This is a genomic window from Micromonospora sp. RTBAU3-60, from assembly GCF_054963695.1.
This window is the reverse complement of sequence record NZ_JBUEGB010000075.1, coordinates 16,409-30,705: the sequence shown is the minus strand read 5'-3', so window position 1 is coordinate 30,705 and position 14,297 is coordinate 16,409. Positions and strand designations below refer to the sequence as shown.

Genomic DNA, 14,297 nt, shown 5'->3' with positions numbered 1-14,297 from the left:
GCGGCGGTCGGCGTCGGGGGTGGAGCCGGTGCCGTCGGTGATGGAGTCGCCGAAGCAGACCACCGCCCCGTCCACCTCGGTCCGGACGTCCACCCCGGCCAGGATCCAGAAGGAGGTCGTACGCCGGGAGAAGACGGTGCCGCTGGCGACGTCGGTGAGTGCGCCGTCCGCCAGCCAGCCGGTCGAATGCGCGCTCTCGTGGTAGGTCAGCGGGCCGGTCGGACCGGGCAGGTGGCTGCTGACGATCAGGGCGCCGCCGGTGGGCACGGCGAACCGGACCGGGTCGGAGACGACCTCGGCGCCGGGCGGTATCCGGACGTCGGGCGAGCCGCAGAAGGTGACCGGCTTCAGCGTCGCCGGGTCGACGTCGCCGGGCCGGGCACCGGGACGGGCGAGCGTGGTGGTGCGGACCACCAGCGGGGCGCTGCCGTAGCCGTTGCTCAGGCGCAGTCGCACCGTGTCGCCACCGATCGAGACGCGGACGCGTTGGCGCAGCGTGACGTCGGTGTACCCGGCCAGGGCCGGGCCGGCGGACGGCATCGCCACGGCGGTCGCCCAGGTGCCCACCCAGTGGGCCGCGGCGGGACGAGGGCCGACGAACACTACTTTCTCCCCTGCTCGATCGCGTCCGCACGGGACGGGCGCCGGGCCGTACGGGCGGTGGGCGGGCGCCAGCACCCGTCCACCGCCCGTCGCTCGATCACATGTGCTTCTCGACCGCTTCCCGCACACTGTCGGCGTTCTTGCGCAGCTCGTCCGCCACGGCGGCGAAGACCTGCTGGGCGGGCTGGTTGTCCGCGTAGATCTTCTGCAGGCCGCCGTAGATGGCCTTGTTGGCGTTCGGCACCATCAGCCGCACGGTGTCCTGTGCCTGGGTCTTGGGCAACTGCTCGACGGCGACCTTGAAGGCCGGGCGCTCGGCGAACCGCTGCTGCATCTGCGGGGTCTCCTGGGCCGCCTTGGTGGCCGGCAGGTAACCGGTGTCGATGGACCACTGTGCGGCGTTTTCCGGCTTCGCAGCGAACTTGACGAACTCGAACGCCGCCTTCTGCCGTTCCTCGGGGATGCCGGCCAGGACCGAGATACCGCCGCCGCCGGTCGGGCAGCCGAACTGCACCTGCTCGGGCAGGAAGGCGGCGCCGATGTCGAACTTGGCCTCCTTGAGCAGCCCGCCGAGCGTACCGGTGGATTCCTGCAGCGTCGCGATCAGCCCGTTGGCGAAGTCGACCTTGGGGCTCTTGGCCATGTAGGCCTGCTTGTCCTGGTGGATGAGGCGGCGCTGCCATTCGCCGGCCTCCACTGCGCCGCCGGAGTCGATGGTGACGTCCAGGCCCTTGGAGTAGTTGCCGCCGAACTGCCAGACCGCGCCCTGGAACATCCAGTCGCCGTCGACCTCGGGGTACGCGTGCAGCTTCGGCGCGCGTCCGTTGGCCTTGACCCGCTGCAGGGCCGGCGCCCACGAGCGCAGCTCGTCCCAGGTCCGCGGCCCGCGGTCCGGCAGCCCGGCCTGCTGGAACATCGTCTTGTTGTAGTAGAAGAGCGGGGTGCTGCGCCCGAAGGGCACCCACCACACGTCGTTCTTCACGGTGCCCTCGGCGATCAGCGAGTCGACGTAGTCGGTGGCCGCCAGCCCGTTGCCGAAGAACTTGTTCAGCGGGGCGAGGGTGTCGTTGATGAAGAACCGCCGCCAGGTTACCTCGGAGAAGATGGCGAGGTCCGGCACCTTGCGGGCTTGGAGTCCGGCGGCGAGCTTCTGGGCCAGCTCGTCGTAGGTCCCCTGGAACTGCGACTCGAGATAGACGTCCTGCTGTGACTCGTTGAACTTCGTCACCAGCTTGGTGAAGGCCTCTCCGGTGGCGTTGCCGTACGGCATCCAGATGACCACCCGCTGCCGCTTGCCGTACTGGTCGGGGACCTTGCCCTCGGGCTGGGCGAGGCTCGCGCCGCCGGTGCCGCCACCGCCGCAACCGAGGGGGCTGAGCGCGAGCGCCGCGCCACCGGCGAGTCCGAGCAGCCGTCGGCGGCTCATCATGCTGTTCATGGGGGTCCTTTCGATGGTGGGGGTGGTCAGCCCTTCACCGCGCCCTGCGTGAGGCCGGCGACGATGTAGCGCTGAGCGATGAAGAAGACGATGAGCACGGGCAGCACGACGAAGACCGTGGCCCCCATGACGGCGCCCCAGTTCACGTAGCCCTCGGAGCTTTTGATCATCACGAGGCCGATCGGCAGGGTGCGCATGCTGTCGGTGTTGGTCACCACGAGCGGCCAGATGAAGTCGTTCCACTTGCTCACCAGGGACACGACCGTCACGGTGATGACCATCGGTCGGGACACCGGCAGGACGACCTTGAACAGCCGGCGCAGATGACCGGCGCCGTCGACCTTGGCCGCGTCGATCAGTTCGTCGGGCAGCGTGAGCATCTGCTGGCGCAGCAGGAACGCGCCGAAGGCGGACGCCGCGCCCGGGATGATGAGCCCCTGGTACGTGTTGACCCAGCCGAGTTCGGAGACGATCAGGTAGCTGGGCAGCAGGGTCACATGGCCGGGCACCATCAGCGCGGCGAGCAGCAGCGCGAAGAGGAAGCGCTTGGCCGGGAACCGGATGAAGACGAAGGCGTACGCGGTGAGGATGGCGTTGAGCACCTCCAGCGTCGTCCCGATGAAGGTGGTGATCAGCGAGTTGACGAAGAAGTTGCCGAACGGCGCGGACTGCCACGCCTGCCGGTAGTTCCCCCATTCCAGCTTGTGCGGCCACCAGACCGGCGGGAACGAGCGGATGTCCCCGGCGGTCTTCAGCGACGAGCTGAGCAGCCAGTAGAGCGGCCCGACCATCAGTACGCCGACCACGACCAGCGCGACGTAGAGCAGGAAGCGGCGGCTGCGGTGGGCGAGGCGGTGCCGGCGGTCGTCCTGGATGAGGGCCGGACGAGGGGTCGTGGCCCGGGCGGCCTTCTCGGTCGTGACGGTCACCGGTAGTGCACCTTCCGCTCGACGTAACGGGTCTGGAAGAGGGTCACCGCCAGCAGGACCAGGAACATCACGACCGCGCCGGCGCCTGCCGGGCCCGCCTGGAAGTCCTTGAAGCCCTTGTCGTAGACGTACCAGGAGAGGATCGTGGTGGCCTCGCCCGGTCCACCGCCGGTCATCGCCGCGATGACGTCGAACGCCTGGAACGACGAGATGATGGTGGTGATCATGAGGAAGTAGGTGACGGGGGACAGCAGCGGAAGCGTGATCCGCCGGAACAACGTCCAGCCCCGGGCGCCGTCGAGCGCGGCCGACTCGTAGAGGTCCTTCGGCATCCCCTGTAGGCCGGCGAGGTAGACGATGGCCGCGAAGCCCACGCTCTTCCAGAGGTAGACGATGATCACGGCAGGCAGCGCCCAGTCGGAGTCGGTGAGCCAGGCCGGTGACGACTTTCCAATCGCCTCGAAGAACACCCGGGACAGCCCGTAGTTGGGGTCGAAGATGAAGATCCAGGCGACGCCGATCGCCGCACCGGAGAGGACGTGCGGGGCGAAGACCATGGTCCGGACCGCGGTCCGTCCCCTCAGGCGTTGGTTGAGCAGCAGTGCCACGGCCAGCCCGAGGGCCAGGCTGCCGAACACCACCACGCCCATGAAGTACGCGGTGTTGAGCAGCACCTCACGGAACTCGCTGCCGGTGAACAGGTCCACATAGTTGTCCAAGCCGACGAACCGCCGGACCGGTGAGATCATGTTCCAGTCGGTCAGGCTGAGGTAGGCGTTGTAGATGACCGGCCAGAAGGAGAAGACCGCCAGCAGGATGAAGTTCGGCGCGATGAACGCAAGGAAGATCAGGTATTCCCGCAGCCGACCCGGGCGGAGCCGGGGGCTGCGCCGGGCCGGGCGGGGGTCGGCCGCCGCGCCGGTCGGGGCGGAGACGGCCGTACGGGGGGCGTGCGCGCCCTCGGCCCGTACCTGCGTTGGAGAGTCGTTGGCGGTCACGATCGGTCCTTCGCGGATCAGCCGGCGACGGTCCGACCAGAGCCCGCGCCAACCGGACCGGTTCCGGCCGAGGCGCAGAGGCCGAGCAGTTCAGAGATGTCGTCGGCGACGATGCCGTCGACGCCGTAGGCCAGGGCGTCGGCCACCTGGCCGGCGTCGGCGAGCGGCCCCACCCAGACCCGGTATCCGCGCTCCCGCATCGATGGCACCCCGGCCGCGTCGGCCACGGCCCAGCGCGGCCCGAAGTACTGCGGGCGGAGCGCGTCGAGCAGGTCCTGCGCTGGCGGTTCGGCGGCGGTCCAGTCCAGGCCGATGGCTGCGTCGGGCTCGTCGGCGCGCAGCCGGATCAGCGCCTCGCGGCCGCCACGGCGGGCGGCCACGAAGATCGACCGCTCGAAGGCGTCGGGGTGGGCGCGGAGCGCGGCCACGGCGGGGGCCACCACGTCGTCGGTCTTGAGGTCGACCAGGAACTGGGTCTGCGGGAACTCCGTCAGCAGCTCCTCGAAGAGCGGCAGCTGGTAGCCGTCCGCGTCGTGCTGGCGCAGCTCGGCGAGGGTCAGGTCGCTCAGCTCGCGCGGGATGCCCCAGAGCCGCTCCAGGTTGGCGTCGTGCAGCAGCACGATGTGCCCGTCCCGGGTCAGGCGCAGGTCGAACTCCAGGGTGTTGGCGCCCTTGTCCACAGCCGAGCGCAGCGACGGCAGGGTGTTCTCGCGATGCACCAGCGGATCGCCGCGGTGCGCGATGGTCATAAACACGTGGATCTCCTAGCGACCGAGGGGGCGACGCTTTTAACGCTATTTAGCGTTGCCATCACGACGGTAGTTAACACGATGGCAGCAGAGGGGGCAAGAGTCGGAAACGTCAGGGCCTGCGTACGAAGTGTCAGCGGGGCGTCAGAGCAGCCCAGGCCGGACTATTCCGGTACGAGGCTCCTCCTTGAGGCGAGCTCTCGCGTCCGATTCGCGCGTTACCTTCAATGTTAAGAGCGCCAAGGGGTGCGTTAACGGATCACTCTTCCGCGCGGACGGCTCGGATCAGCGCGCGGATCTCGTCCAGCAGCGACCGCGGGCCGGCGAGCGTCTCGTTCGAGGCCGTGTCGTGCTCCGCACCGTACCGGTCCACCACGAGGGCACCTGCCTCCCGGGCCAGCACCACCCCCGCCGCCGTGTCCCAGGGATTGTTGGCCAGCATGACCAGTGCGTCCAGCCTCCCCCCAGCCACCCAGGCCAGGTCGGTCGCCGCGGTGCCCAGCATCCGGATCCGCTGCACCCTGGGCACCAGCGCGGCCGTGACCGCCAGCCGTTCCCGGTTGAGCAGGTCGGCGTCCGCGCCCACCGCGTAGTCGCCCACCGCCACCACGGCCTCGGCCAGCGTCGTCGCGGCGCTGGCCCGCAACCGCCGGCCGTCCGCGTACGCGCCCGCTCCCTCGACCGCCTGGTAGCGGCTGCGCAGGAACGGCATCTCGACGACCCCCAGGACCGGGCGCCTACGGCGCACCAGGGCGAGCGAGACCGCGCAGAGCGGCAGCCCGTGGACGAAGTTGACCGTCCCGTCCACCGGATCGAGCACCCAGGTCAACTCGCCGTCCAGCGCCGGGCCGCCCTCCTCCTCACCAAGCAGGCCGATCCCCGGCGTACGCTCCCGCAGCAGGTCGCGGACCGCCCGCTCGACGGCGAAGTCGACCTCGGAGGCCATGTCCCGGTCGCCCTTCGCGGTCAGCGTTCCGGGAAAGCGGGTGCGGACGAGTTCCGCCGCCACCGTGGTCGCCTCCACCGCGACCGGCAGCAGTTCGGCCGGGTTCACCGCTGCTCCAGGTACGCGGCGACCTCGTCGGCGGCGAGCCTGGCCGCGCGCTCGGCGGTCTGCCGGGTCGCGCCGGCCAGGTGCGGAGTGAGCACCACGTTGGGCGCGGTACGCAGCCGGGAGTCCGCGGTCAGCGGTTCGGTGTCGAAGACGTCGAACGCGGCGGCGGCCAGCCGGCCGGACTCCAGCGCGTCCACCACCGCGTCGTAGTCGACCAGCCCGCCCCGGGCCGTGTTCACCAGCACCGCGCCCTGCGGGAGCCGGGCCAGTTCCTTCGCGCCGATCATCCCGCGCGTGTCCGGGGTCAACCGGGCGTGCAGGCTCACCACCTGCGCGCGGTCCAGCAGCTCGTCGAGCTCCACCGCGCGTACGTCGGTGAGGCTGTCCGGGTCGGCGTAGGGGTCGTGCACGAGCACCTCGGCTTCGAACGCGCGCAGGATGCGCCCCACCCGCCGGCCGATCGCCCCGTAACCGATGAGCCCGACGGTGGCGCCCGCCAACTCGCTGCCCACCGCGTCCAGGGCGTACAGGTCACTGCGCCACTCCCCGGCCAGCACCCCGGCGTGCGTGTAGGGGATGCGCCGCAGCGCCGCGAGCAGCAACGCCACCGTGTGCTCGGCCGCGGCGATCGCGTTGCGGCCCGGGGTGCCGCGGACCGTCACGCCCCGCTCGGCGGCGGCGGCGAGGTTGACGTTCACCGGCCCGCCCCGGCAGACCACCAGCAGCCGCAGCGCGTCCGCGGCGGTGAGCACCCGGGCGGTGAACGGGGCCATCTGGGTGACGACCACCTCCACGCCGGCCAGCGCCGCGATCAGCTCGTCCTCGTCACCAGAGGCCTCGTCCACCTCCGCCACCCGCCCGTACGGGATGTGCGGCCAGGGCAGGGTCAGCGAGTCGATCTCGACCCGGTCGCCCAGTCGGGTTCGCAGCGCGTCGGCCATCAGACTTGGGGTGACGAAGTGGTCGCCGACGACCAGGACTCGGGTGGTGTGCACAGGGTGTCCTTTCAGAACGGCCGGCCGGTCTGCCGGACGGTGGGCGCGGGTGGGGTGGGGTGCCGCATCAGTCGCGACACCAGACGACGCGCGCCTGCGCGACGTGGTCGAGGTAGCGCTGGTAACCCTCGGCGTACCGCCGGGCCGCCTCCGGTCGGGGCCGGTGGATCCGGCCCGGCGGCGGCTCGCTCGCGAACGGCACGCCGACGGCCGCGGCGGCGGCCAGCGCGGCGCCGCGCGCGCCGATCTCCTGCCCGGAGAGCACCCGTACCGGCCGGTCCAGCACGTCGGTGAGGATCTGCGTCCAGGCCGGGGAGGCGAGCCCGCCGCCGCAGGCGGTCAACGTGCCGGTCAGCCCGGCCGCCTCGAGGCAGTGCCGGGCGCTGTAGGCCACCCCCTCGCAGACCGCGCGGACCAGGTCGGCGGGACGGGTGCCCAGGTGCAGCCCGTCGATGAGGCCGCGTGCCCGTGGCGCCACGAACGGCGCGCGCTCGCCCGATTCGGCCAGGTACGGCAGCACGGTGAGCCCGTCGGAGCGACCCTCGGCGAGCAGCTCGGGCAGGTCGTCCAGCCCGGCACCGACCAGCCGCAGCACCCAGTCCAGGGCGGCCGTGCCGACCATCGCCGGCAGGGCGCGCAGCCACCGGTCCGGCCGCCAGGTGTTGAGCACGAAACCGGTCGGCTCGCCGTCGTGGTCGAGCCGGTCGGTCACCACCTGGCAGGCGAGCGTGGTGCCGAGGATGAGCAGCCCGTCGCCCGGGGTGGTCACCCCGGCGCCCCAGGCGCTCGCCGGCAGGTCGTACGGGCCGGCGACGACCGGCGTGCCGGCCGGCAGTCCGGTCGCCGCCGCCGAGGCGGGCAGCAGCGGCCCGGCCGGCGCGGGCAGCACCGGGGCCAGCAGCGGCCGCCGGTGCGCGAGACCGCAGGCGGCCAGCAGTTCGGCGTCGTACCGGTGGGTCCGCGGGTCGAGGAACGGCATCGAGGCGTCACTCGGGTCGGTGGCGCGTACGCCGGTGAGGCGCTGCAGCACTACGTCCTTGCAGTACGCGGCGGTGGTGGCCCGGTCCAGGGCGTCCCGGTCGTGCCGGTCCAGCCAGGCCAGCACGGGACCGGCGGCGCCGGGGAACATCAGGCCGCCGGTCCGCCGGTACGCGTACTCCAGCAGCCCCTTGTCGGACCACTCCTCGACGATCGGGGCCGCTCGCCCGTCCATCCACGAAACGGCCGGGCGGACGGGTCGCCCCTCGGCGTCGACCAGCCACAGCCCGTCTCCTTGGGCGGTGAGGCCGATGGCGGACACCGGCCGGTCCAGCGCGGTCCCCAGTTCGGCCAGCACCTCGTGCACCGAGCCGACGACCTGTTCGACGTCCTGCTCGTACCAGCCCTCGCGGACCCGGTTCAGTACCGTGGCCCGGGCGGCCCGGTCGAGCTGGGTGCCGTCCGGCGCGAAGGCGACCGCCTTGGTGATGGTGGTCCCCACGTCCACCCCGATGACGGTCGGCTCAGGCGACCTCACAGTTGACACCGTTCTCGCGCATCTCCCGGAGCTTGTCCTCCCCGGCGTTGGAGTCGGTGATCAACAGGTCGAAGTCGCGCAGCGGCGCTACCCGGTGCAGCGCGACCCGGCCCAGCTTGGTGTGGTCGACCATCAGCACCGGGCGTTGCGCGGCCCGAATCATCGCCCGCTTCACCAGCACGATTTCCTGCTCCTGGTGGTACGCATAGTTGCCGGAGACCGCCGAGGTGGAGGCGAAGAGCAGGTCGACGCGGAGCGCCTCGATCGCCTCGATGCAGGGCACCCCGAGGAAGGAGTCGTGGGTGGCGAAGTACTCCCCGCCGAGCGAGAGCAGCCGGATCCCGCGTACGCCGGAGAGGAGCTTGATCGTCTCCAGGAAGTTGGTTATCACGGTGAGCGGCGCGGCGTCGTGCAGCAGCCGGGCCAGCTCCAGGGTGCTGGTCGAGTCGTCCAGCATCACCGCCATGCCGGGCTCGATCAGCTCGCGCGCCCGCCGGGCGAGGGCCAGCTTCTCCTGCCGGGAGGCACGCAGCCGGTAGGAGACGTTGCTCTCGAAGACGCTGGATGGTTGCGCGCTGACCCCACCGCGGAACTTGCGGACCACGCCCTGGCGCTCCAACTCGTCCAGGTCGCGGTGGATCGTCATCAGGCTGACGTGGAACAACTCGGCGAGTTCGGTGGCGGAGACCGAGCCGTGCTGGAGCACGTACTCGGCTATCTCGGCCTGACGCTGGGCGGGACGGCCTCGGTCGGTGGTGGTGTCGGAAGCGCTCATCGATGCTCCGGCTGCTCGGACGTGGCGGACTGGCGCTCCCATCCTGCGGACACCGGCACGTTGAACGCCAGCAACCCCACCGGCCCGTCCCCGGTGGGGAACAGCAGCGTCACCGTGCCGGCCGGGTCGAGCGTCGGCAACCGGCGGCGATACTCGCCGATCGGCAGCCCGAGCACCGCGCAGGTCATCAGCCGGATGAGGGTGTTGTGCGCGACCACGAGCAGTCGGCCTCCCGGGTCCGCCGCCACCGCCTCGGCGAGCCCGGCGAGCGCCCGCTGCACCGCGTCGGCCGGCCGTTCGCCACCGGGGAAGTGGTGCGTGGCGGGGTCGGCGACGAAGCGCTCCACCATCGACGGGTCGGCCGCCCTCAGCTCGTCGAGGGTGCGTCCCTCGGCGATGCCGAAGTCCAGCTCGCGCAGCCGATCGTCCACCCGCGGGACGAGCCCGGTCGACGCGGCGGCCGGCGCGGCGGTGTCCTGGGCCCGACGCATCGACGAGCAGACGAGGCTGGTGAATCCCTGCCCGGCGGCCCACCGGCCCAGGGCGGCGGCCTGCTCCGCGCCGTACTCGTCGAGCGGGATGTCGCTGCGGCCGGCGTACCGGTTCGGCGAGTGCCACGCGGTGCGGCCGTGTCGCGCGAGCACCACTGTCGTCCCCTTCACCGGGCCTCCTTGGCGTAGTGGGCGAGGTCCTCGTCGAGCCAGCCGCGCTCGGTCAACGCGTCGAGGAACCGGGCGTACGACCCGGCGAAGCGCGCCGTGCGGTCGGGCCGCGCCCGGACCACCGTTCCGGACCCGGTCATCCGGGCCGCGGTCGCGGCGATCGGCCCGTCGCCGGCGGCGGCGGTGATGGCGGCGCCGACTGCCGGTTCCGGGCTGTCGGGCAGGACGACGTCCCGGCCGAGGATGTCGGCACGCAGCTGGGTCCAGTACCGGCTGCGGGTTGCCCCACCGGTCATCGACAGCGGGCCCGAGACGTCGGCGCCGAGCCGGCGGAGCAGGGCGAAGCAGAGCCGTTCGACGAAGGCGACGCCCTGCAGCGTCGCCGCGTAGCGGTCACCGTCGTCGACGAGGTCACCGAGCTCGAACGGTTCGGCGTCGGGCCGGACGAACGGGAACCGTTCGCCTCGGGAGAGCAGCGGATAGCTCACGCCGGTGGACGGTTCGTGCCGGGCGGCGGCGGCCTCCAGCACGGCCCGGTCCGCGGCGGGGAAGCGCGCCTCCAGTACGCCGGCGCCCACGTTCGACGCTCCTCCGGGCAGCCATCCGCCGTCCGGGTGACGGTGCGAGTAGACGGATCCCCCCGGGTCGACGAGCCGGTGTTCCGTCACGCCCTTGAGCACCAGGGTGGTGCCGAGCACCACGTTCCAGGCGCCCGGGGCGAGGGCGTTGGCGGCGATCTGGGCGGCGCAGCCGTCGGTCGTCCCGCCCCGCACCGGGGTGCCGATCGGCAGTCCGGTGTGCGCGGCGCCGGCCGCCCCAACCTGACCGAGCTCCGCGCCGGGTCGGACAACCGCCGGCAACAGCCCGCCGGGCACGCCGAGCTTGTCGAGGACCTCCTCGGGCCAGGCCCGCTCGTCGAGGTCGTAGCCGGTCTTCAGGGCGTGGCTCCAGTCGGTCGCCACCGGCCCGCCGGTGAGGCGGGAGGCCAGGTGGTCCGCGCAGTGCAGCAGTCGGAGCCGGCCGCCCTCGGCGTCGCCGCGCAGGTCCGCTGGGCCGTGGCGGAGCAGCCACACCAGCTTGGGCAGCGCCCAGGAACGCTGCATCGGATAACCGAGGGCGCTCCAGCGGGCCGCGCCGACCTCGGCGACCTCCGTCGCCTCGTCGCCGGCGCGGGCGTCGTCGTACATGAACGCCGGGGTACGCGGCCGCCCGTCGGCGTCGGCGAGCAGGAAGGTGCCCGAGGTGCTGCAGATGGCCAGACCCGCGACGCGGCTGGCTGGGCGGCCGGCCAGCGCCTGCCGGAACGCCTCGCCCAGCACCCGCCACCACTGTTCCGGGTCCTGTTCGTGTCGGCCGCCGTCCCGCCGGCTGCTCAGCGCTCCGGCGCCCTTACCCACCGGGGTCCCGGCGGCGTCGACGAGCTGCACGCGCAGGCTCTGGGTCCCGACGTCCACCCCCGCCCAGAGTTCGGGTGTGGCTGGTGGTTGATTGAGCATCAGCGGCGGGGCCTCCAGAACGAGTCGATCTAAGCGCGCTCGATGTTAACTTAACAGGGGCCGATCGTGAAGAGCGGCCGAGCTTGGGGCGCCTGCGGCATGCCTCCGAATCACCGCCAATCCCGCCCCTGAACACGCCAAACAGGCGTTCTCTGCAGACTCCACCGGGACCGAGACGAGCCCGAAGGGTGGTGGCGATCGGCGGAATGGCCCACCAGGAGTGTTGATAACTACAAGCCACGCATGTTAACTAACATCGAAAACAACGAAGCCGGCCCATCCGGCCGGTGGCATGTCGGGCGGTCCGGCCCACGTACGCGGAGTTCCCGCTCGACGTCCTACGGAGGTGCCGGTGGCAGACATCAGTTGGGCGAGCTTCGCGCTGGCCGCCCTCTTCGCCACCTTCACCGGCTTCAACGACGCCGGCGCCCTGATCGGGATCGGCCTGCGGATCCGCGGGTTCCGACCGGTCACCGGCCTTGTCCTGCTCGCCGCCGCGGTCGCCGCCGCCCCGGTGGTCCTCGGCACGGCCGTGGCCGCGACCCTCGGCGGGCGCCTGGTCGCCTTCCACGGTGCCCACGCCGGCGTCGCCGTCGCCGCAGGCGTGGGCGGCGCGATCCTGGTGACCGCCGCGCTGTCCGCGCGTGGCCTGCCGACCAGCCTGACCCTGGCCCTGATCGGCGGCATCGCCGGTGCGGGCGTCGGCGCGCAGACACCGGTGAACTGGCGGGTCATCGGGCTCGTTCTGCTGGTCGCCGCCGCGTCGCCGCTGGTCGGGGCCCTCGCCGCGCTGGGCCTGACCAGGTTGGTCGGGGCGGTGCCCGCGCCCGAGGGGGCGGGCCGTCGGCTGCGCTGGCTGCACGTCGGGGCACTCGCCGCGGCCTGCCTGGCGTACGGCGCCAACGACGGCCAGAAGATGCTGGCCGTCTGGGCCGCCGTGCAGAGCGGCAGCCCGAACGCGCTCACCGTCTCACCGCTGGCACTGGCCACCGTCACCGGCTGTTTCCTGGTGGGCGGCATGATCGGACTGCCCCGACTGGCGGCGGCGCTCGCCGGCCAACTGGCCAGCGGCCGCCCCGACGCGGTGGTGGTCACCGAACTGTCCGGCGCCGGCGTCGTCCTCGGCACCGCCGCGCTCGGGGCCCCGGTCAGCATGACCCAGTCCCTCTCCGGCGCCATGGTGGGCACCGGACTGTCCGGGGGAGCCCGGCGGGTGCGCTGGCGAGGAGTGGTGCGACTCGGCCGCGCCTGGCTGTTGACCCTGCCGGCGGCGTTCGCGGCCGGCGCCGTCGGTTGCCTGACCCTGGGGGCGGTCCGATGACGCCGACCCGGCTCAGCCATCTGTTCCGGGAGCTCTCCGGACGCAACGACCAGGTGCTCGCCGGACTGGTCCTCGATCAGCTCTCCGCGGCGGCGGACGGCGTCGCGCTGGCGTCCGCCCTCGCCCGCGGTGAGCTGCCGCCGGGCGTCGCCCGGAGCAGAATCGGCGAGATAGAGCACGAGGGGGACGCCCGGCGGGCCTCACTCGTCGCCCAGCTGCGCTGCAGTGTCAGCTCGCCCATCGACCGGGAGGACCTGTTCCGGCTGTCCCGGTCCGTCGACGACGTGCTCGACGCGGTACGCGACTTCATCCGCGAGGCGGACCTGTTCGCGCTCGGCGGTCAGGACGCGTTCCTCCCGGTACTCGCCGCGCTGACCCGGGGCGTCGGCGAACTCGGCGACGCGGTCCGGCTGCTGCCCCGCTCGCCCCGGCAGGCCGCCGAACACGCTCTGCAGGCCAAGAAACAGGGCCTGCGAACGGCGTACCAGCACGCGGTCTCCGCACTGCTCGCCCGCCCGCTGACCGCCGACACGGTGAAGGCAACCCTGCTGCTGTGCCGGCTGGACACCGCGGGAGTACACCTGGCCACCGCCGCCGACGCGCTGGCCGACGGGGTGGTCAAACGGTTCCAGTGATCGTCCGGCCCGGTCCGCGGGCCCAGTCTGCGAGGAGCGAACATGTCAGGACAGTGGAATATCAGCCGGCGGGCACTGTTGCGTACCGCCGCCATCACCGCCGTGGCCGGTACGGGCGCCCTCCGCGCCGCCGGCCCCGCGCTGGCCGGCCCAGCCCCGGCCCCGCCCGCTCCGCTCGACCCCTCGGTCCGGTTCGAGCTGACCGCGCCAGGCCAGGAGCTGTTCGGCAACCGGCCGCTGCACGACGCGACCGTCCCCCAGTCGCTGGCCTTCGACAACGACAACGGGCACGTCTACGTCGTCCAGCTGATGGCCGGCGGCAAGCAGTTGCCGGGTGAGCCGGCCCCGGTCAGCGGCGCCGTCCGGTCCTACCAGGGCGACCTCTGCCTGACCCGGCTCGACCTGGCCGGCCACGAGCTCGGCCACATGTACCTCAAGGGCTTCGGGCACGGCGTGCAGATCGGGGCCGAGCCGTTGGGCGACTCGGCTTTCCTCTGGACGGAAGTGGACTCGGTCGCCGATGACGGGACGAACGGCTGGGGCACCCGGATCGCCCGCTTCCGCTTCACCGACGGCGCCGTCCTCACCCCGGACTCCCCAGAGGTACGACGGATGCAGCTCGTAGCCGGCGCGGACCGGACCACCTGCGGCATCGACCCCGCCTTCGGTCGGCTCGTCATGCGGTACCGGCTCAACGGCGCGTTCCGCTACGGCCTCTACGACCTGGCCGACGTACGCCGCAACCGGTTCGTGCCCCTGGCGGACGTCGCCCAGCCAGCACTCTCCTACTCCTTCCAGGGCTACGCCTCGTACGGTGACCGCCTCTACCTGCTGGAAGGCTCCTCCTACGGCAGCGGCGGATCCACGCCCGGCATCGGCAACACCTACCTCACCTGCGTCGACTGGACCACCTCTTCAGTGCTGGACCGGCAACTGGTCTCCGACGCCCAGTCCCTGCCGTTCCGGGAGCCGGAAGGGCTGGCGATCCAACTGCCGGACGTCACCCGACCGGACCTGCCACGCCTGGCGTTCTCCTTCGCCTCCGGAGTGGTCGGCGCGCGCACGACCAGCGTCTGGTACAAGGACCTGCTGGTCTAGGTCCAGCGCCACCCCGTGGCCGGTTCGC

13 protein-coding genes and 1 pseudogene are annotated in these 14,297 nt (G+C 72.1%); 3 read left to right on the top strand and 11 right to left on the bottom strand.

The window, feature by feature from the left end:
• The 11 genes and pseudogenes from ACY34I_RS34965 to ACY34I_RS34915 all read right to left on the bottom strand — a co-directional run.
• Positions 1 to 603, bottom strand: a pseudogene (locus ACY34I_RS34965) (SGNH/GDSL hydrolase family protein); the annotation flags it as partial.
• Between the two features lie 97 nt (positions 604 to 700).
• A complete protein-coding gene (locus ACY34I_RS34960) occupies positions 701 to 2,041 on the bottom strand; it encodes an ABC transporter substrate-binding protein (RefSeq protein ID WP_462759428.1) in 1,341 nt (446 codons plus the stop codon).
• 26 nt (positions 2,042 to 2,067) lie between these two features.
• Positions 2,068 to 2,970, bottom strand: coding sequence for a carbohydrate ABC transporter permease (locus tag ACY34I_RS34955; RefSeq protein ID WP_462759427.1), 903 nt, complete (start codon positions 2,968 to 2,970; stop codon positions 2,068 to 2,070).
• Positions 2,967 to 3,968: a carbohydrate ABC transporter permease gene (locus ACY34I_RS34950; protein ID WP_462759426.1), complete on the bottom strand. Its 1,002-nt coding sequence runs from the start codon at positions 3,966 to 3,968 to the stop codon at positions 2,967 to 2,969. The genes ACY34I_RS34955 and ACY34I_RS34950 overlap by 4 nt, the downstream gene beginning before the upstream one ends.
• Before the next feature lie 17 nt (positions 3,969 to 3,985).
• A complete protein-coding gene (locus ACY34I_RS34945; RefSeq protein WP_462759430.1) occupies positions 3,986 to 4,717 on the bottom strand; it encodes a glycerophosphodiester phosphodiesterase in 732 nt (243 codons plus the stop codon).
• 259 nt (positions 4,718 to 4,976) lie between these two features.
• Complete coding sequence (locus ACY34I_RS34940; RefSeq protein WP_462759425.1) at positions 4,977 to 5,771, bottom strand: inositol monophosphatase family protein; 795 nt, start codon at positions 5,769 to 5,771, stop codon at positions 4,977 to 4,979.
• Positions 5,768 to 6,766, bottom strand: a complete 999-nt coding sequence (locus tag ACY34I_RS34935; RefSeq protein ID WP_462759424.1) for a 2-hydroxyacid dehydrogenase — start codon at positions 6,764 to 6,766, stop codon at positions 5,768 to 5,770. Before ACY34I_RS34935 ends, ACY34I_RS34940 begins: the two co-directional genes overlap by 4 nt.
• A gap of 67 nt (positions 6,767 to 6,833) precedes the next feature.
• Positions 6,834 to 8,282, bottom strand: coding sequence for an FGGY family carbohydrate kinase (locus tag ACY34I_RS34930; protein ID WP_462759423.1), 1,449 nt, complete (start codon positions 8,280 to 8,282; stop codon positions 6,834 to 6,836).
• Positions 8,269 to 9,057: a DeoR/GlpR family DNA-binding transcription regulator gene (locus ACY34I_RS34925; RefSeq protein ID WP_264998642.1), complete on the bottom strand. Its 789-nt coding sequence runs from the start codon at positions 9,055 to 9,057 to the stop codon at positions 8,269 to 8,271. The genes ACY34I_RS34930 and ACY34I_RS34925 overlap by 14 nt, the downstream gene beginning before the upstream one ends.
• Entirely contained in the window at positions 9,054 to 9,719 is a 666-nt protein-coding gene (locus tag ACY34I_RS34920) for a histidine phosphatase family protein (RefSeq protein ID WP_462759422.1), read from the bottom strand. Before ACY34I_RS34920 ends, ACY34I_RS34925 begins: the two co-directional genes overlap by 4 nt.
• Positions 9,716 to 11,173 (bottom strand): FGGY-family carbohydrate kinase, encoded by a 1,458-nt coding sequence (locus tag ACY34I_RS34915; RefSeq protein WP_462759421.1) that lies wholly within the window; start codon positions 11,171 to 11,173, stop codon positions 9,716 to 9,718. The genes ACY34I_RS34920 and ACY34I_RS34915 overlap by 4 nt, the downstream gene beginning before the upstream one ends.
• A gap of 394 nt (positions 11,174 to 11,567) precedes the next feature.
• Here ACY34I_RS34915 and ACY34I_RS34910 point away from each other — a divergent pair, with 394 nt between their 5' ends.
• From ACY34I_RS34910 to ACY34I_RS34900, 3 genes are read left to right on the top strand one after another with little or no spacing between them, the layout of a single operon-like run.
• A complete protein-coding gene (locus ACY34I_RS34910; protein ID WP_462759420.1) occupies positions 11,568 to 12,536 on the top strand; it encodes an inorganic phosphate transporter in 969 nt (322 codons plus the stop codon).
• Complete coding sequence (locus ACY34I_RS34905) at positions 12,533 to 13,171, top strand: DUF47 domain-containing protein (RefSeq protein WP_462759419.1); 639 nt, start codon at positions 12,533 to 12,535, stop codon at positions 13,169 to 13,171. Before ACY34I_RS34910 ends, ACY34I_RS34905 begins: the two co-directional genes overlap by 4 nt.
• Positions 13,172 to 13,213: 42 nt before the next feature.
• Entirely contained in the window at positions 13,214 to 14,269 is a 1,056-nt protein-coding gene (locus ACY34I_RS34900; protein ID WP_462759418.1) for a phage baseplate protein, read from the top strand.
• Positions 14,270 to 14,297: the final 28 nt, after the last annotated feature.